Annotated in this window: 18 protein-coding genes, 2 tRNA genes and 2 pseudogenes; 9 read left to right on the top strand and 13 right to left on the bottom strand. The window is 68.5% G+C overall.

The features are described from left to right. Positions 1-116: 116 nt before the first annotated feature. The gene (locus WT16_RS11930) at positions 117-827 is read right to left on the bottom strand and encodes a helix-turn-helix transcriptional regulator (protein ID WP_015601942.1); all 711 of its coding nucleotides are present in this window, start codon (positions 825-827) and stop codon (positions 117-119) included. A gap of 190 nt (positions 828-1,017) precedes the next feature. On the opposite strand from WT16_RS11930, the gene WT16_RS33650 reads away from it, so the two are divergent. Next, positions 1,018-1,158 (top strand): hypothetical protein, encoded by a 141-nt coding sequence (locus WT16_RS33650; RefSeq protein WP_009913199.1) that lies wholly within the window; start codon positions 1,018-1,020, stop codon positions 1,156-1,158. Between the two features lie 156 nt (positions 1,159-1,314). Beyond that, positions 1,315-1,821, top strand: coding sequence for an acyl-CoA thioesterase (locus WT16_RS11925; RefSeq protein ID WP_006025769.1), 507 nt, complete (start codon positions 1,315-1,317; stop codon positions 1,819-1,821). Between the two features lie 168 nt (positions 1,822-1,989). Here WT16_RS11925 and fumC read toward each other — a convergent pair whose 3' ends face one another. Next, positions 1,990-3,384, bottom strand: coding sequence for a class II fumarate hydratase (fumC, locus tag WT16_RS11920; RefSeq protein WP_063533400.1), 1,395 nt, complete (start codon positions 3,382-3,384; stop codon positions 1,990-1,992). A 14-nt stretch (positions 3,385-3,398) separates the two neighbouring features. Between fumC and WT16_RS34855 the strand changes: the two are divergent. Beyond that, positions 3,399-3,506 (top strand): annotated as a pseudogene (locus WT16_RS34855) (fumarate hydratase); the annotation flags it as partial. 184 nt (positions 3,507-3,690) lie between these two features. Here the strand turns inward: WT16_RS34855 and WT16_RS11915 are convergent. Both WT16_RS11915 and WT16_RS11910 read right to left on the bottom strand, forming a co-directional pair. After that, positions 3,691-5,103: an MATE family efflux transporter gene (locus WT16_RS11915; protein ID WP_006025771.1), complete on the bottom strand. Its 1,413-nt coding sequence runs from the start codon at positions 5,101-5,103 to the stop codon at positions 3,691-3,693. A gap of 123 nt (positions 5,104-5,226) precedes the next feature. Next, positions 5,227-5,448 carry an RNA-binding S4 domain-containing protein gene (locus WT16_RS11910; protein ID WP_006025772.1) on the bottom strand — a complete coding sequence of 74 codons (222 nt, stop codon included), beginning with the start codon at positions 5,446-5,448 and terminating at the stop codon, positions 5,227-5,229. Positions 5,449-5,769: 321 nt separating this feature from the next. Between WT16_RS11910 and WT16_RS11905 the strand changes: the two genes are divergently transcribed. Next, positions 5,770-6,276, top strand: coding sequence for a hypothetical protein (locus WT16_RS11905; protein WP_015601267.1), 507 nt, complete (start codon positions 5,770-5,772; stop codon positions 6,274-6,276). A gap of 186 nt (positions 6,277-6,462) precedes the next feature. On the opposite strand, the gene WT16_RS11900 is transcribed toward WT16_RS11905, so the two are convergent. From WT16_RS11900 to WT16_RS35595, 9 genes and pseudogenes are all read right to left on the bottom strand, one after another. Continuing rightward, positions 6,463-7,248: a DUF4088 family protein gene (locus tag WT16_RS11900; protein WP_006025774.1), complete on the bottom strand. Its 786-nt coding sequence runs from the start codon at positions 7,246-7,248 to the stop codon at positions 6,463-6,465. A 245-nt stretch (positions 7,249-7,493) separates the two neighbouring features. Next, complete coding sequence (locus WT16_RS11895; RefSeq protein WP_006025775.1) at positions 7,494-7,835, bottom strand: AzlD domain-containing protein; 342 nt, start codon at positions 7,833-7,835, stop codon at positions 7,494-7,496. Beyond that, the gene (locus WT16_RS11890; RefSeq protein ID WP_059934013.1) at positions 7,832-8,584 is read right to left on the bottom strand and encodes an AzlC family ABC transporter permease; all 753 of its coding nucleotides are present in this window, start codon (positions 8,582-8,584) and stop codon (positions 7,832-7,834) included. Before WT16_RS11890 ends, WT16_RS11895 begins: the two co-directional genes overlap by 4 nt. A 182-nt stretch (positions 8,585-8,766) precedes the next feature. Continuing rightward, positions 8,767-9,735, bottom strand: a complete 969-nt coding sequence (locus WT16_RS11885) for an AraC family transcriptional regulator (protein ID WP_063533399.1) — start codon at positions 9,733-9,735, stop codon at positions 8,767-8,769. A gap of 45 nt (positions 9,736-9,780) precedes the next feature. Further along, complete coding sequence (locus WT16_RS11880) at positions 9,781-10,263, bottom strand: CreA family protein (RefSeq protein ID WP_006025778.1); 483 nt, start codon at positions 10,261-10,263, stop codon at positions 9,781-9,783. 137 nt (positions 10,264-10,400) lie between these two features. Beyond that, a tRNA-Asn gene (locus WT16_RS11875) sits at positions 10,401-10,476 on the bottom strand. A gap of 95 nt (positions 10,477-10,571) precedes the next feature. Further along, a tRNA-Asn gene (locus WT16_RS11870) sits at positions 10,572-10,647 on the bottom strand. Positions 10,648-10,759: 112 nt separating this feature from the next. Continuing rightward, positions 10,760-11,083 (bottom strand): ferredoxin FdxA, encoded by a 324-nt coding sequence (fdxA, locus tag WT16_RS11865; RefSeq protein WP_009913193.1) that lies wholly within the window; start codon positions 11,081-11,083, stop codon positions 10,760-10,762. Further along, positions 11,001-11,212 (bottom strand): annotated as a pseudogene (locus WT16_RS35595) (hypothetical protein). Before WT16_RS35595 ends, fdxA begins: the two are co-directional and overlap by 83 nt. Positions 11,213-11,352: 140 nt before the next feature. Between WT16_RS35595 and pncB the strand changes: the two are divergent. The 5 genes from pncB to rmuC all read left to right on the top strand — a co-directional run bounded on the left by pncB (position 11,353) and on the right by rmuC (position 17,355). Then, on the top strand, positions 11,353-12,552 hold the full coding sequence (gene pncB, locus WT16_RS11860; protein ID WP_006025780.1) for a nicotinate phosphoribosyltransferase: 1,200 nt from the start codon (positions 11,353-11,355) through the stop codon (positions 12,550-12,552). 69 nt (positions 12,553-12,621) lie between these two features. Continuing rightward, positions 12,622-13,284 carry an LUD domain-containing protein gene (locus tag WT16_RS11855; RefSeq protein WP_063533398.1) on the top strand — a complete coding sequence of 221 codons (663 nt, stop codon included), beginning with the start codon at positions 12,622-12,624 and terminating at the stop codon, positions 13,282-13,284. Between the two features lie 96 nt (positions 13,285-13,380). Further along, complete coding sequence (locus WT16_RS11850) at positions 13,381-14,820, top strand: sodium:proton antiporter (RefSeq protein ID WP_063533397.1); 1,440 nt, start codon at positions 13,381-13,383, stop codon at positions 14,818-14,820. A 73-nt stretch (positions 14,821-14,893) separates the two neighbouring features. Further along, positions 14,894-15,883 (top strand): D-glycerate dehydrogenase, encoded by a 990-nt coding sequence (locus WT16_RS11845; protein WP_015600377.1) that lies wholly within the window; start codon positions 14,894-14,896, stop codon positions 15,881-15,883. After that, the gene (gene rmuC, locus WT16_RS11840) at positions 15,880-17,355 is read left to right on the top strand and encodes a DNA recombination protein RmuC (RefSeq protein ID WP_063533396.1); all 1,476 of its coding nucleotides are present in this window, start codon (positions 15,880-15,882) and stop codon (positions 17,353-17,355) included. The genes WT16_RS11845 and rmuC overlap by 4 nt, the downstream gene beginning before the upstream one ends. Positions 17,356-17,478: the final 123 nt, after the last annotated feature.

Raw genomic sequence — 17,478 nt, 5'->3', positions numbered from 1 at the left:
AATCCACTCTATCCGCTCGGCATGTTTCAGTGACGGTGGTTTTGTTATGCGATTTGATGTGCGTGTAACAAGAGTTGTCGGCACGGTGGAATTCGTCAGAGCAATGAAAGCGCGCGTCATTCGCCGGTAAGCAAGGCGTCGAATTCGCGCTGGCCGGCGGGCGTCACGCGCAGCACGCGAGGCTTGGCCGCATGCTCGATCCAGCCGCGTTGGCGGAAGCTTTCGAGGAGCGCCGCGCCGAGCGAGCCGCCCAGGTGCGGACGGCGCTCGCTCCAGTCCGGGCACGTGCACGCGAAGCGCCGGCGCTTCGCGCGCTGGCCGCCGATGTCGATGCCCCATTGCGCGAACTGCGCGGCGCCCGCCGCGCTCGCATCGAGCGTGCCGTCCGCGGCCGTCAGCCAGCCGCGCGACATCAGCCGCTCGAACACCTGGACCGCTAGCTCGCCCGCCATGTGGTCGTAGCAGGTGCGCGCATAGCGCATGTCGGGCGGCACGATGCGCGCCGGCTGGGGGATCGGGCGCCGCGGCGCGGCCGCCTGCGCGACGTTCGCGAGCGCCTCGATCGCCGCGGCGATATCGGGCGACGCGATCCGGTAATAGCGATGGCGGCCGCGCACGTCGAGCGCGAGGAGGCCGCCGTCCGCGAGCCGCGCGAGATGCGCGCTCGCCGCCGACGGCGACAGCCCGGCGATCATCGTCAGCTCGCCCGCGGGGCGCGCGCTGCCGTCCATCAGCGCCCAGAGCATCGCGGCGCGTCCCGGATCGGCGAGCAGCGCGCCGAGATGGCTCAAGCCGGGGAAATGGTGATCGCGATCGGAAGCGGACATTGGCGAACCTCGGGAAGGAAATAGCTCGAGTGTAGGCGCGTATGGCATTCGATGTTTCGGGGCGGGCTGAAATGTCGGATGCGCGCCGGCGTTTGCTGCGCTCGCCATGACGGCGCGCGTAGAATGCGACGTCCGATGACTCGCCGGCGCGCGATCGCGGCGCGCCGGCCGCTCGACGATACTTCTTCCGATGAAAACACTTGTTGCCACCCTCATTGCCGCGTTCGTCTGCGCGGGCTGCGCGTCCGGCGGCGCCGGCGGATCGGGCGCCGGGACCGGCCGCATCGAGATGTACGGCACGATCGATCAGGGCGTGACGATCCGCAACTGACGGCGCAAAGCCGACCGCAGAGCGCGCGGTCGCGAGCAAGCGCCGCTCCCGCATCGGCGCGGGCGCTGGCCCGAAACGGCGGCTGCGGCGCTATGTCGCAGCGCAACGTATAATCGTCTCCTTTCCCGCCACACAGCAGAACCGGAGCCAGCCGAGATGTCCGCCACGCCCCCCGCGCCGCTTGATCGCACCGAAACCGTTTTCCGCTTCCTCGCCGAGCCGACGTCCGTCAACTTCGGCGGCAAGGTGCACGGCGGCGCGCTGATGAAATGGATCGACGAAACGGCGTACGCATGCGCGGCGATCTGGTCGAGCCGCTATTGCGTGACGGTGAGCGTCGGCAACATCCGCTTCCAGCGGCCGATCCTCGTCGGCAATCTCGTCGAGCTGAAGGCGCGCGTCGTCGCGACGGGCCGCACGAGCATGCACATCCACGTGTCGGTGCACGCGGGCGATCCGAAGGGCGGCGTGCTGCGCCAGACGACCGATTGCCTCGTCGTGTTCGTCGCGGTCGACGAGAACGGCAATCCGGTGCCGGTGCCGCCGTTCGTGCCCGTCACCGGCGAGCAGAAGCGGCTCGCGCAGTACGCGATGGACGTGCGTGAGGCGCTCGACAAGATCGTCGAGCTCAAGCCCGAGGAAGTCGCGAAAGGGGAAGTGTGAGCGTTCGTCGCCTTCGCGTGCGCAAAAGCAGGATGCCGGGCGCCCGGCGCATCGAATCGAGAAAGACGTCGCGATCGTTCGCGGCGTTTTTCGTTTGAAGCGCGAAGCGCGCGATACGAAGGAACGCGATCCGGCGTGCAGCCGTGCGCGACGCCTGCCGCGCCGGAGTCAGCGGTTGCCGACCATCTTCTCCGGCCGCACCCATTCGTCGAATTGCGCGTCGGTCACGTAACCGAGCGCCAGCGCGGCGGCTTTGAGCGTCGTGCCTTCCTTGTGCGCCTTCTTCGCGATCTGCGCGGCCTTGTCGTAGCCGATGTGCGGATTGAGCGCCGTCACGAGCATCAGCGATTCGTTGAGGAGCGCGTCGATGCGCGCGCGATTCGGCTCGATGCCGACCGCGCAGTGATCGTTGAAGCTTTGCGCGCCGTCCGCGAGCAGCCGCACCGACTGCAGCACGTTGTGCGCAATCATCGGCCGGAACACGTTCAGCTCGAAATTGCCGCTCGCGCCGCCGAAGTTTACCGCGACGTCGTTGCCGAACACCTGGCAGCACAGCATCGTCACCGCTTCCGATTGCGTCGGATTGACCTTGCCCGGCATGATCGAGCTGCCCGGCTCGTTCTCCGGAATCGACAGCTCGCCGAGCCCGCAGCGCGGCCCGCTCGCGAGCCAGCGGATGTCGTTCGCGATCTTCATCAGGCTCGCGGCGACCGTCTTCAGCGCGCCGTGCGCGAACACGAGCGCGTCGGCCGCGGCCATCACTTCGAACTTGTTCGGCGCGCTGACGAACGGCAATCCCGTGAGCCGGCCGATCTCGGCCGCGACGCCCGCCGCGAACTTCGGATGCGCGTTCAGGCCCGTGCCGACCGCCGTGCCGCCTTGCGCGAGTTCATACAGGTGGGGCAGCGCCGCCTCGACGTGGCGAATGCCCTGATCGAGCTGCGCGACGTAGCCGGAGAATTCCTGGCCGAGCGTGAGCGGCGTCGCGTCCTGCAGGTGCGTGCGGCCGATCTTCACGATGTCGGCGAAGGCGGCGGCCTTCGCGTCGAGCGTCGCGCGCAGCGTGCGCAGCGCGGGCAGCAGATGGCCGACGATCGCGCGCGCGGCGGCGACGTGCATCGCGGTCGGGAACACGTCGTTCGACGACTGGCCGCGATTGACGTCGTCGTTCGGATGCACGTTGCGGCTTTCGCCCCGCTCGCCGCCGAGCAGCTCGCTCGCGCGGTTCGCGATCACCTCGTTGAGGTTCATGTTGGTCTGCGTGCCCGAGCCCGTCTGCCAGACGACGAGCGGGAATTCGTCAGGATGACGGCCGGCGATGATCTCGTCGGCGCTGGCGATGATCGCGTTCGCCTTGTCCTGCGCGAGCACGCCAAGTTCGAGATTGACGGCGGCCGCCGCGCGCTTGACCAGCGCGAGCGCGTGAATCAGTTCGGGCGACTGCTTCTCGGTCGAGATCTTGAAGTTCTGCAGCGAGCGCTGCGTTTGCGCGCCCCACAGCCGGGCCGCCGGCACTGCGATTTCGCCGAACGTGTCGCGTTCCATCCGTACTGCTTCGCTCATGATTGCTCCTTTGGATGACGGGGAGCGCCGCGCGGTCGCGGCGCAATGCGCATGCGGGGACGGAGCCGTTCTCGCGACGGCGTCCACTGTTGGGCAAGCATAGCGCTGCACGCGATTTCGTGCCGCGGCGCGCAGGTGCGCCGCGGCGAATGGCGCGGTGCGATGCATGCGAGCATCGACATGCGCGGCGGCGTTCGGATGCGATCGCTTCGTGTCGGGGCGGCGTCGCGCGCGCATGTTCGATGCGGGACGACATTGGCCGCTTCGTCGAGCCCGTCGAGGGCAGCGGATCATGCGCTTGCGCGCTTACGTCGAAGCCCGTCCTCGAGCCCCCGCCCGCGCGCCGAGCGCGGCGCTCTTCCGGTGAAATCGCCACGTCATCAGCACCGCGACGCTCGCGAGGCCGGCCGCGAGCCCCCACCATAATCCGCGCGCGCCGAGGCCCGCGTGGAACGCGAACCAGTAGCCGGTCGGAAAGCCGATGCCCCAGTAGCCGAGCGTCGCGGCGAGCATCGGCACGCGTGTGTCCTTCAGGCCGCGCAGGCAGCCGGAGCCGACCGTCTGCATCCCGTCGACGATCTGGAACACCGCGGCGATGCCGAGCAGCGACGTCGCGAGCGCGACCGTATGCGCGTTTGCGGGATCGTCGAGCTTCAGGTAAAGGCCGACGATCGCGTGCGGCGCGACGATCAGTACGAGCCCCGACAGCGACATGAACGCGATGCCGAGCCCGAGCGCGACGAAGCCCGCATGCCGCGCGGCAACGGGCGCGCCCGCGCCCGCCCAGTAGCCGACGCGCACGTTCGCGGCCTGACCGATCGCGAGCGGCACCATGAATGCGACCGACGCGACGTTGAGCGCGATCTGGTGCGCGGCGAGCGACGATTCGCCGAGTACGCCGACCGTGAGGCCCGTCGCGAGAAAGAGCGTCGACTCGACGCCATACGTGATCGCGACCGGCCAGCCGATGCCGAACAGCTCGCCCATCAGCGGCAGCCGCGGCCGCGTGGCGGCGACGAAGTGCTTGAACGTCGGCCGTCCGTGCAGCAGCGCGACGAGCGTGATCGCGGTGAGCCAGATCGTGATCGTGGTTGCCGTAGCGGAGCCGAGGAAGCCGAGCCGCGGCAGCGCGAACGCGCCGTGGATCAGCCCGTAGTTGAGAAACGCGTTGACGCCGACGCCCGCGAGCGACACCCAAAGCAGTCGCTTCGCCGCGCCGATCGCGGGCAAGAACGAGCGCATCAGCCCGACGCCGATCAGGCTGCCGGGCGCCGCGAAGCGCAGCACGGCCGCGTATTCGCCGACGTTGTGCGCGAGCGCCGCCGGTTCGCCGAACGCGCGCAACAGCGGCTCCGCGAACGACAGCAGCGCGAACGCCGGAACCGCGAGCAACAGCGACAGCGCGAAGCCCGTCCAATAGATATGCGGCACGCGATCCTCGGCCTTTGCGCCGCGTGCGTGCGCCACGCTCACGCTGACCGACGTCAGTACGCCCTGCAGCAGCGTCACGACGACGAAGAACAGATTCGCGCCGAGGCCGCCCGCCGCGAGCGCGTCGGGGCCGAGCGAGCCGAGCAGCACCGTGTCGGTGACGCTCATCGCCATTTGCGAGAGTTGCGCGATCGCGAGCGGCGCGGCGAGGCGCGCCGTATCGGCGGCGTGGCGGGACAGTGTGGGAGGCGGCGCAGCGGCCGCTCGCGTGAAACCGGTAGGCGACATGGGACGCGTTCGCACGAGCGGCCCGCCCGCGCTTTGCTTATTTTTGCGAAACGATCAGCTTACGAGTTTCCGCAAGCGCTGTCGATGTGCGTCGTCGATGGCCTTACGATCGGCAGGGGCTCGCTATGACGCGCCGTGCACGGCGATGCGCGTGTCGCCGAGCAGCACGACCTGTCCCGCGCGGATCTTGCAGGTCTTGCGCAGCTCGATCGCGCCGTCGACCTTCACGGCGCCCGACGCGACGATCATCTTCGCCGAGCCGCCGCTATCCGCGAGACCCGTGAGCTTCAGCAGGTTATGCAGTTCGACGAATTCGCCGGTCAGCGTGAAATCGAGATTGGGCATGGCAATGAAAACGGAGACGAGCGCGCGCAGACGAGAGCCCGCCGCGCAGCGGGCATCGCATCATAAGCGATGCGCGCCGCGCGCGGTGTAAGGCGCGCGTCAAATGTTGTCCGGGTTTCGCGCGATTCGGGCCGCCGCTTGTAAGCGAGTGTGTCGAACTCGTCAGCAAATGAAACGGTGGGTAACAGTTGGCGAGAACGGCGAACTGCGAACGAGAGCGGCCGGTCTGTACACGGACTCGCTGCATGTCGCGGCGGGCCCATAGCGGCGGGCCGGTTCGAAGGCGCGCCGCATCCAACGACTTTGTTGAGGAGAATTGCGATGTCCAAGATTCGTGCAATGCTGATCGGTGCCGCGGTGGCGGCGATGGCGACGAGCGCTTTCGCGCAGACGGCAGGCGTGGCGACGCAAGGTTCGGTCGGCGGCTCGGCCGACGTGCTCGGCCAGAAGGCGGGCGCGAGCGCGCAACTGAACGCGGGCGGCGATGCGTCGGCTGCATCGCCGGAAGCGGCGGAGAACGCCGTCAAGCATTCGGCGAAGAAGCACGTGAAGCACGCGAAGGCCAAGGCGAAGGCGAAGGCTGACGAAGCGGCCGAACTCGGTGCGGATGCGAAGACGAAGGCGAGCGGCGCGGTCGAAGGCGCGACGAATGCGGCGGGCAACGCCGTCAGCGGCGCGACGAACGCGGCGGGCAACGTGGTCGGCGGCGCGACGAACGCGGTCGGCGGTGTCGCGGGCGCGGCGGGCGGTCTCGCGAAGGGCGTCGTGGGCGGCGCGAACGGCTCGGTGTCCGTCAACGGCGGCGTGAAGGCCGGCGCGGGCGAGTAAGCGCCGCCAGGCGAGGCGCGCGGGCGGTTCGCCCCGGAAGGCCCGCCCGACGCGGCGCGCTCAGGCTGAAGGGCAACGGCCCGGATCGCATCATGCGGTCCGGGCCGTTGCGTTGTCGGGGAGGCGCTTTCGCGCCGTCGAATCGCCTACCCGCGCGCGCCGATGAACGAGCGGAGGCGCCGTACGCTACGAGCGCCGCCGGCCTTGCGGCTGCGACGCGTTCTGCGCGCCGCGCGCGGGCGTCTGGACCATGAACACGCTGCGCAACCACGCGGCGGCGCGCGCGAAGATGTCATACGGCTCCTCGACGAAGATCTCGGGCTTCAAAAGGCGCAGGTATTCCATGATCTGTTGCGCTTCCTGCTTCTGGAACGAGCCGTGCGAGATGCCGAGCCTGAGCAGTCCGCGCAGCTCGCCAAGCTTTTCGCGCGCGACGCTGCCGACGCTCATCTCGCACGCGAGCTTCGCCTCGTACACGCGTTGCCGCAGCGATTCGGCGAGCCGCCACGCGGGCGTCTGCATCCGTTCCTCGAGCGTTTGAATGTCGGTGACGGCCGACTTGATCTGCGCGGCGAGCGGATCGACGAGCGCCGCGTCGCCCTGCGCGCCGGACACGATGGCGGCGGCCCAGTCGCGGCACGCTTTCGCGAGTTCGTCGGGCGTCCATTCGGAGCGCGACGCGAAGCCGAAACCGAATTCTCCCGCCTGCCGGATCAGGATCGAGACGACGTCCGGAAACTCCTTGTCGAGCGTGCGCTTCGCCCACGCATACTGGCCGCCCTGCAGAAGCCGCTGAACCGCGTGCTCGGTGAGCGGCACCATGCTGTCGAGCAGCTTCGCGCGCAGGAAATCCTCGAACGACGGCGTGACGAATTGCGGATCGAGCTTGAGCGACACGCGCACGAACGCATCGTAGTCTTTGCGCAAGGAAACGACGGTGTCGTCTTTCAGCGTGAGAGTGATCTGGCCCATGTCTGTCTCGATGCTCGATGCCGGTCGGCTCGACCGGCGCTTTCGCCCGCACGCGAGCCGACGCGGGCGGGCCGCGTGCGCGCTGCGCGGCCCGGCGGCTGGCCGCCGGTCCGCACGCCGGATGGACCGGGTCTCGTCTGGATCGGGTCCCGCCGCCGGGCGCGGGGCTGCATCCTCTTAACGGCAGCGCGCGCGAGAACTTGAGGGCCGTGCGCGCCGATGTCGCGCGCCGCGGCGAAGACGGCTCAGCCGGGCAGCCAGCCGTGCGGCAGCACGAGCGCCTGCCAGAAGAAGAACGCCGCGAGCCCGGCGGCGATCGTGACGAGCGGCCGGCGCGTCGCGGCGGACACGAGCACCGCGGCGGCGGCGCCGACGAGTCGCGGATTGCGCCACGTCAGCTCCGCGTCGCCGCCGTGCGGCGCGACGGTCATCGGCACGATGATCGCGGTCAGCACCGTCACCGGCACGAAGCGCAGCGCGGCGAGCGCGAGCGGCGGAAACACGAGGCGATCGCCGAGCAGGAAGAGCGTCGTGCGGATCGCGGACGTGAGCGCCGCCATCCCGAGAATCAGCAGCGCGTAGCTCATGACGCGGCTTCCGTCCGCCGGCGCGTGCGTTGCGCGGCGAGCCACGTCAGCGCGACGCCGATCGCGACGCCTGCGGCGACGGCGGCGAGCAGGCCGAGCTTGTACGGCCATGCGCGGCAGAAGAACGCGACGGCGCCCGCCGTCACCGCGGCGGCGAGATAGCGCAGCGCGGCGAGTTGCGGCACGACGATCGCGATGAACGTCGCCGCCATCGCGAAGTCGAGGCCGAGCGATTGCAGACGCGGGAACGCGGCGCCGAACAGCAGGCCCGCGATTGTCCAGATCTGCCAGTTCACGTACATCGCGATGCCCGAGCCGAAGAAGTGATATGGTCCCGTCGCGCCGGGTTCGGCGTGACGATAGTGCGCATACGCGACGGCGAACACTTCGTCCGTCATCAGCGCGCCGAGCGTCGCCCGCCACCGCAGCGGCAGATGCGCGACATATGGCGCGAGCGTCGCGCTGTACAGCAGGTGGCGCAGGTTGACGACGAACGTCGTCGCGAGCACGACCGCGTAGCTCGCGCCGCCCGCGATCAGGCCGAGCGCGATGAACTGCGCGGAGCCGGCGAACAGCGCGAGCGACATCAGCTCGCCGTGCCACGGCGCGAGCGGCCCGGTCGTGACGAGCGTGCCGAAGATCACGCCGAAAGGCGCCGCGCCGACCATCATCGGGACGGTGTCGCGCACGCCGGCGGCGAACTCGGCGAGCCGGCCGGGTGGGGGATGCGTGGGGCAGGACTGGGACACGACGGCTACCTCCTGTCCGGCGGAGGATAGCGGGGCGGGGCGCGCGCTCGCTTGTACGTTCTTGCGGTGTCGTGCTGTTGTTTTTGCCGTTGCCGTTGCCGAAGCCGACGCTAGAGGTGGAGCGTCGAAACACTGGCGCGTTGGAACTGAAGCGGGTAGCCAACGTGCTTGCCGCCGCCACGCTACGACGGCTGCCAACGCCCCGGCGGCACCCCGAACATTCGTTTGAAATGGCGGGTGAAGTGACTCTGATCGGCGAAGCCGCACGCGGCGGCGACATCGGCGACGCTCGCGCCCGCACGCAGCGGCGCGAGCGCGCGCTGCAGGCGCAACTGATTGCGCCATGCATGCGGCGGCATGCCGGTCGTGCGCGAGAACAGGCGGGCCGCATGGAACGGCGACAACCCGGCCGCCCGTGCGGCGTCCGATAGCGTGACGGTCTCGGACAGGTCGGCGGCAAGCCGCTCGCGCATCGCGTCGACGCGCCGACGGTCTGCCGCGACGCCGCGCGTCGTCGCGCTGCGATTGCCCGCGTGGCGGGCGATCAGCGTCGAATACGCGTCGAGCATCGTGGTTTCGGCGGACAGCGGATCGTCGGGAGACCGAGCCGCGCCTGCGCGGAACGAGCACGAGTCCGTAGGCGAGGCGAGGGACCTAACCGAAGCCGAACCCGAACTCCCGCCGGCCGCCCCGAGTCCCTCGCCCGGCCGCAGGCGACGGGCCGCGGCGCCGCCGCTCGCCTCCATCAACCGATGCGCGGCGACGAGCCGCGCGGCGAGATCCGCATCGTGGATGACGTCGAGCCGGAACCACGGTGCAGGCTGCGGCTTGCCGGCGATTTCGTCGGCGAGCGTGCGAATGAAATCGACGGGCACGTAGGCGACGCGATAGCGCCAGCCGTCGTCGGCCGCGCGCGAGCCGGTGTGGATTTCGCCCGGATTGATGACGGGGATCGAGCCCGCGTCGGCGACATATGCGCTGCCGCGGCACGTGTAGCGCTCGGCGCCCGCCTCGATGACGGGGATCGTGTACGCGTCGTGCCAGTGGGGCGCGAACGCGTGATCGCGATAGGTCGCCGTGACGAAGTCCGCATCCGGCAAGAGCGGCGTGCGCCAGTAGCAGACCTCCTCTCGCGCGCGTTCGGATCGCATGGCTCTCGGCTCTCGGCTTTCGGCTTTCGGGCGCGGCGGGCTTCGTTACCTGACCGGGATCGGCGTGCCGGCCGGCACGGGCACGGCGGTCACGCTGTTCTTCGGGCTGCCCGTTGCGATCCGGTCGCTGTAGGTCAGGTAGACGAGCGTGTTGCGTTTCTTGTCGACGACGCGCACGACGTGCAGCGTCTTGAAGATGAACGACAGCCGCTCGCTGAACACGTCGGTCTGCTGCCTGAGCGGCTCGGTGAAGCGGATCGGGGCGACCTGCCGGCACGCGATCGACGCCTCGGTCGGGTCCTCGGCGATGCCAAGCGTGCCCTTGATGCCGCCCGTGCGTGCGCGCGACACGTAGCAGGTAACGCCGCTCACGAGCGGATCGTCGTACGCTTCGACGACGACGCGATCGGAGCCCGTCAGGCGGAAATTGGTGTTGACGCTGGCGACTTCCTCGCCGCGCGCGGCGGTCGTTGCGATCGGAAGGAGGGCGGCGCAGGTCGCGAGGACAGCGAAATAACGGTTTTTCATCGGTGGCGAGGCGGCAGACGTGGCGAGAAGCGGAGCACGACTCTAGCACGCCGCCGGGTGCGCGACGGTGCGCGGCGCAACGAAAACCCGGAGGGGAAAGGCAAAAAGGCCCGTCGCGAACGACGGGCCTTCGAAGCTGGCTCCCCGACCTGGGCTCGAACCAGGGACCTACGGATTAACAGTCCGGCGCTCTACCGACTGAGCTATCGGGGAATAAAACGGTTCGGCATGCTCGACGCCTCGAAACAGCAGCGCAAGGCGATCATCGGCCATGAAAAAGCCCGTTTGAAACGGGCCTTTGCAATTCTTGGCTCCCCGACCTGGGCTCGAACCAGGGACCTACGGATTAACAGTCCGGCGCTCTACCGACTGAGCTATCGGGGAACAAACAGCAGAGAAATGAGATTCTATGGGGCGCTGGCCGATCTGTCAACACTTTTGCGTACCGGCACGTATCGGCACCGTCACGCGGCGTCGGGCCGCGCCCCGCGGGCGATCAGCGCTCGAGCAGGTGCAGCTTGTCCTGCACGTCCTTCCACTCGTCGGCGTCGGCGGGCGCGGGCTTCGTCTTCGTGATCGACGGCCAGTCCTTCGCGAGCTCGGCGTTCAGCGCCGTGAACTGCTGCTGGTCGCCCGGCACGTCTTCTTCCGCGTAGATCGCGTTGGTCGGGCATTCGGCGACGCACACCGCGCAGTCGATGCACTCGTCCGGATCGATCGCGAGGAAGTTCGGGCCTTCACGGAAACAGTCCACAGGGCACACATCGACGCAATCCGTGTATTTGCACTTGATGCACGCTTCGGTCACAACGTGGGTCATTCAAAACGCTCCTGCGGCGGTATCTAGGTATGTATAGGGGGCGGCGGCGTGGCGCCAAAAGCGGCATTGTAACTGATGCGTCAAACCCGCATCGTGCGCTCGGCTTTCCCTTTTATACCGTTTCGTGATTAGTTTATGGCGGTTTGCGCGGTCCCGCGGCGTTCCGGCGCGGCGCGACGCCGCATTCGGGTAACATGCGTCAACCGGAGGGCGGGCGCGCGGGGCGCGCAAACGCTCGGGCTCCGTTTCGATTTTGGCAGTCTGGAATCATGATCATCACTTCGCTGCTCGATACCGACCTGTACAAATTCACGATGATGCAGGTCGTCCTGCATCACTTCCCGGCCGCAAGCGTCGAATATCGCTTCAAGTGCCGTACCCCCGGCGTCGATCTCGTGCCGTACATCGACGAGATCCGCGCCGAGGTACGCTCGCTCTGCGAGCTGCGCTTCACCGATCCCGAGCTCGACTATCTGCGCCGGCTGCGTTTCATCAAGAGCGATTTCGTCGATTTCCTCGCGCTCTTTCACCTGAACGAGAAGTACATCTCGATCATGCCGTCGCAAAAGGGCAACGGCGAGATCGACATCGAGATCAAGGGGCCGTGGCTGCATACGATCCTCTTCGAGATTCCGGTGCTCGCGATCGTCAACGAGGTGTACTTCCGCAACACGCAGCGCCGGCCGGATTACCGCGAAGGGCGCGGCCGGCTGCGCGAGAAGATCAAGCTGCTCGGCGCGAAGCCGGAATTCGCCGACTGCAAGATCGCCGACTACGGCACGCGCCGCCGCTTCTCGAAGGTCTGGCACGAGGAGGTGCTGCGCACGCTGCAGGACGGGCTCGGTCCGCAGTTCGCCGGCACGAGCAACGTCTATTACGCGATGAAGCACGAGATCACGCCGCTCGGCACGATGGCGCACGAATATCTGCAGGCGTGCCAGGCGCTCGGCCCGCGGCTGCGCGATTCGCAGACCTACGGCTTCGAGATGTGGGCGAAGGAATACCGCGGCGACCTCGGGATCGCGCTGTCCGACGTCTACGGGATGGACGCGTTCCTGCGCGACTTCGACATGTATTTCTGCAAGCTCTTCGACGGCGCGCGCCACGATTCGGGCGATCCGTTCGACTGGGGCGAGCGGCTCATCAAGCACTACGAGGAAAACCGCTGCGACCCGCGCACGAAGGTGCTCGTGTTCTCCGACGCGCTCGACATCCCGAAGGTCATGCAGTTGTACGAGCGTTTTCGCGGCCGCTGCAAGCTCGCGTTCGGCGTCGGCACGAACCTGACCAACGATCTCGGCTACCAGCCGCTGCAGATCGTCATCAAGATGGTGCGCTGCAATGGGCAGCCGGTCGCGAAGCTGTCCGATTCGCCCGGCAAGAGCATGTGCGACGACAAGGCGTATCTCGCGTATCTGCGCCAGGTGTTCGGGATCACGCAGCCGCCCGACGACGACGCGGGCAAGTGACCGCCGTCCGCGCGTCGTATCGGCCGGTATAATCGGGCCGGTATCGAAAGCCATCGTCACGAGGAGTTCATGGACACATCGGCTGCCCGCCGCAACGTCCTCGCGCGCATCCGCGCGGCGCAGGGCCGCCCGGCCGAGCTGGCCGGCGTGGAGCGCGAGCATGCGGCCGACTACGTCGCGCGTCATCCGGCGGGGCCGCGTCCGCCGCTCGGCGACGATCTCGTTTCGCGCTTCGTCGACGAGGCGCTGCGGCTCGCGACGACGGTCGACACCGTCGCGTCGATGCGCGATGCGCCCGCCGCGGCCGCCGCGTATCTGCAGCGCATGGGGCTCGGCGCGCAGGCGATCGCGTGGCCGACGCTCGATGCGCTCGACTGGGCGGGCGCGGGGCTCGCGGTCGAGTTCAGGAAGCCTGTCGACGGCGATCGCATCGGCATCACCGGCTGTTTCTGCGCGACGGCGGAAACCGGTTCGCTGGTTCTGCTGTCTAGTCCGAAGACGTGCTCGTCCGCCGCGCTGCTGCCCGAGACCCACATCGCGCTCGTGAGCGCGTCGCGCATCGTCGCGGGGCACGAGGACGCGTTCGCGCTGATCCGCTCGGAGCGCGGCGTGTTGCCGCGCGCGGTGAACTTCGTGTCGGGACCGTCGCGCACCGGCGACATCGAGCAGACGATCGTGCTCGGCGCGCACGGGCCGTCCCGCGTTCACGCGATCGTCGTGCGTGACGTGTGACGTGTGACGTGTGACGTGTGACGTGTGACGTGTGACGCGACGGCCGCCGCCGCTGCGTTACGCGCCGTATCCATTCGCATTTCAAGAGGAATTCATATGAAACGACATGCCGCCTGGGCGGGCATGGCGCTGGGAGGCGCGTTAGGCGTCGCTCCCGCGCTCGCATCGGCCGCAACGCTCGACGGTGCCGCGCTTTCCGCGTTCTGGGCGGTTCCGTTCGCGGGCATCCTGTTGTCGATCGCGCTCTTTCCGCTGATCGCGCCCGTGTTCTGGCATCACCATTTCGGCAAGATCGCGGCGGCGTGGGCGGTCGCGTTCCTGGTTCCGTTCGCCGCGACGTTCGGCTTCGGCGCCGCGTTCGGCACGCTGATGCACGCGCTCTTCGAGGAATACATTCCGTTCATCGTGCTGCTGACGGCGCTGTACACGGTGGCGGGCGGCATCTGCGTGCGCGGCAACCTGCACGGCACGCCGAAGCTCAACACGGGCATTCTCGCGCTCGGCACCGTGCTCGCGAGCGTGATGGGCACCACCGGCGCCGCGATGCTGCTGATCCGGCCGCTGCTGCGCGCGAACGACAATCGCAAGCACGTCGTGCACGTCGTCGTGTTCTTCATCTTTCTCGTGGCGAACGCGGGCGGCTCGCTGTCGCCGCTCGGCGATCCGCCGCTCTTTCTCGGCTTTCTGAACGGCGTCGATTTCTTCTGGACGACGATCCATCTCGCGCTGCCGATGCTGTTCATCTGCTCGATCCTGCTCGCGCTCTTCTTCGTGCTCGATACGTATTTCTATCGAAAGGGCGGCGAGGAAGGCAAGCCGTTCCTCGATCCGACGCCCGATTCGCACGGCGTGTCGATCGAGGGCAAGATCAACTTCGTGCTGCTCGGCGCGGTGATCGCGCTCGTGCTGATGAGCGGCCTCTGGAAGCCGGGCGTCACGTTCGATCTGTTCGGCACGCACGTCGCGCTGCAGAACGCCGTGCGCGACGTGGCGCTCGTCGTGGTCGCGCTCGTGTCGCTCGCGATCACGCCGCGCTCGGCGCGCGACGGCAACGCGTTCAACTGGGCGCCGATCGAGGAGGTCGCGAAACTGTTCGCCGGCATCTTCGTGACGATCGCGCCCGTGATCGTGATCCTGCGCGCGGGCGGCGACGGCGTGTTCGCGCCGATCGTCCATCTCGTCACGGGCGCGGACGGCAAGCCGGTTGACGCGATGTACTTCTGGGCGACGGGCGTGCTGTCGTCGTTCCTCGACAACGCGCCGACCTACCTCGTGTTCTTCAATCTCGCGGGCGGCGACGCGCAGGCGCTGATGACGACAGGGGCGACGACGCTCGCGGCGATCTCGGCGGGCGCCGTGTTCATGGGCGCGAACAGCTACATCGGCAACGCGCCGAACTTCATGGTGAAGGCGATCGCGGAGTCGCGCGGCGTGAGGATGCCGAGCTTCTTCGCGTACCTCGGCTGGGCGCTCGCGATTCTCGTGCCGGTGTTCCTGCTGACGACGTGGGTGTTCTTCAGCGGTCAGGCAAGGTGACGATAACGGCCGCGCGGGCGGCGGGCGGCGCGATGCGCGCGCCCGCCGCCCGCGCGGCGTGACGGAGACGGCAATGCAGAAAATCCTGGTCGCGCGCTCGATCTTTCCGGACGTGATCGAGCGGCTCAAGCAGTATTTCGACGTCGACTGGAACGACGGCGACGCGCTTGCCCCCGACGTGCTGAAGGCGCGCCTCGCGGACAAGGACGGCGCGCTGACGGCGGGCGACATGATCGACGCGTCGGTGCTCGCGGCCGCGCCGCGGCTGCGCGTCGTGTCGAACATGGCGGTGGGCTACAACAACTTCGACATCGGTGCGTTCAACGCCGCGCACGTGCTCGGCACCAACACGCCCGACGTGCTGACCGAGACGACGGCCGACTTCGGCTGGGCGCTGATGATGGCGGCCGCGCGGCGGATCGCCGAATCCGAGCACTGGCTGCGCGCGGGGCAATGGCGCAAGTGGTCGTACGACAGCTTCCTCGGCGCGGACATTCACGGCGCGACGCTCGGCGTGATCGGCATGGGCCGCATCGGCCAGGCGCTCGCGCGTCGCGCGCGCGGCTTCGCCATGCGCGTGATCTATCACAACCGCTCGCGCGTCGCGCCCGAGATCGAGGCCGAGCTGGGCGCGGAGTACGTGTCGAAGGCGGCGCTCCTCGCGCAGGCCGATCACGTCGTGCTCGTGCTGCCGTACTCGGCGGAAAGCCACCATACGATCGGAGCGGCCGAGCTCGCGCTGATGAAGCCGACCGCGACGCTCACGAACATCGCGCGCGGCGGGATCGTCGACGACGCGGCGCTCGCCGACGCGCTGCGCGACAAGCGGATCGCGGCGGCCGGCCTCGACGTGTTCGAAGGCGAGCCGAGCGTGCATCCGGCGCTGCTCGACGTGCCGAACGTCGTGCTGACGCCGCACATCGCGAGCGCGAGCGAAGGCACGCGTCGCGCGATGGCGAATCTCGCGGCGGACAACCTGATCGCGGCGCTCGGCGCCGGGCCGCGCGCGGGGCGTCCGCCGAATCCGATCAATCCCGGCGTGCTGGGGAAGGCTCGCATATGACTGAAACCTTGTTGCTGGCGGCCGTCGTCGCATTGGCGGTGGCGCTCGCCATCGCGCTCTTCGTGCTGCTGCGCGGCGGCTCGCGCGGCGACGGCCTCGAGCGGCTCGCCGGGCAGATCGACGACGCGAACGACGCGCACGCGCACGCGGCCGAGCGGCTGGAGCGCGAGCTGCGCGCGGAGATCGTCGACGGCGCGCGCAGCTCGCGCACCGAACTCGCGGGCAACTTCGCGCAATTGCAGCAGACGCTCGCCACGCAGCTCACGAGCGTCGCGACCGTGCAGAACAACCAGATCAACGGCTTCGCGCAACAGCTCGCGAAGCTCGTCGCGGGCAACACGCAGCAGTTCGACGCGATGCGCGACACGCTGCAGCGGCAGGCGCAGCTCGCGCGCGAAGAGCAGGGCACGGCGCTCAGGCATTTCGGCGACACGCTCAATCAGCAGCTCACGCAACTGACGGAAGCGAACGATCGCCGGATCGGCGAGGTGCGCGCGACGCTCGAGACGCGCCTGAAGGAAATCGAGGCGAACAACGCGGCGAAGCTCGACGAGATGCGCCGCACCGTCGACGAGAAGCTGCATGCGACGCTCGAGCAGCGCCTGGGCGAATCGTTCAAGCTCGTGTCGGACCGGCTCGAGCAGGTGCATCGCGGGCTCGGCGAGATGCAGACGCTCGCGGCGGGCGTCGGCGACCTGAAGAAGGTGCTGACGAACGTGAAGACGCGCGGTACCTGGGGCGAAGTGCAGCTCGAGGCGCTGCTCGAGCAGATGCTGACGCCCGATCAATATGCGAAGAACGTCGCGACGGTGCCGAAGAGCAGCGAGCGCGTCGAGTTCGCGATCCGGCTGCCGGGGCGGCACGACGAAGGCGCGACGGGCGGGGCGGAGCCGGTGTGGCTGCCGATCGACGCGAAATTTCCGCGCGAAGACTACGAGCGCCTGATCGACGCGCAGGAGCGCGCGGATGCGGCGGCCGTCGACGAGGCCGCGCGCGCGCTCGAGGCGCGGATTCGCGCGGAGGCGCGCACGATCTCGGAGAAGTACGTCGCGCCGCCGCATACGACCGATTTCGCGCTGCTGTTCCTGCCGACCGAAGGGCTCTACGCGGAGATCCTGCGCCGCCCCGGCCTCACCGATCTGCTGCAACGCGACTATCGCGTGACGGTGGCCGGCCCGACGACGCTCACGGCGCTCCTGAACAGCCTGCAGATGGGCTTTCGCACGCTCGCGATCGAGAAGCGCTCGAGCGAGGTCTGGCAGGTGCTCGGCGCGGTGAAGACCGAGTTCGGCAAGTTCGGCGACGTGCTCGCGCGCACGAAGTCGCAGCTCGAGACGGTCACGCGCTCGATCGAGGCGGCCGAGCAGCGCACGCGCGTGATGAACCGCAAGCTGAAGCAGGTCGAGGCACTGCCGGGCGAGGTCGCGAACGGCCTGCTCGGCGCGGACGGGGCGGAGGCGGACGAGAGCTGACGCGCGTCTCTTCCGCGCAAAACAAAAACGGGGCGCCGCGTGCGCCCCGTTTGTTTTGCCGGTTCAGTCGTGCGCCGATGATCGGCATCGACTTCCATCGGCGAGCGCGTCGCTCTCGTCGCT

This window comes from Burkholderia sp. MSMB1589WGS, from assembly GCF_001636105.1.
In the GTDB taxonomy this organism is placed as follows: Bacteria; Pseudomonadota; Gammaproteobacteria; order Burkholderiales; family Burkholderiaceae; genus Burkholderia; species Burkholderia humptydooensis.
The sequence above is the reverse complement of the archived record's forward strand: the minus strand, read 5'-3'. Positions and strand labels throughout refer to the sequence as shown.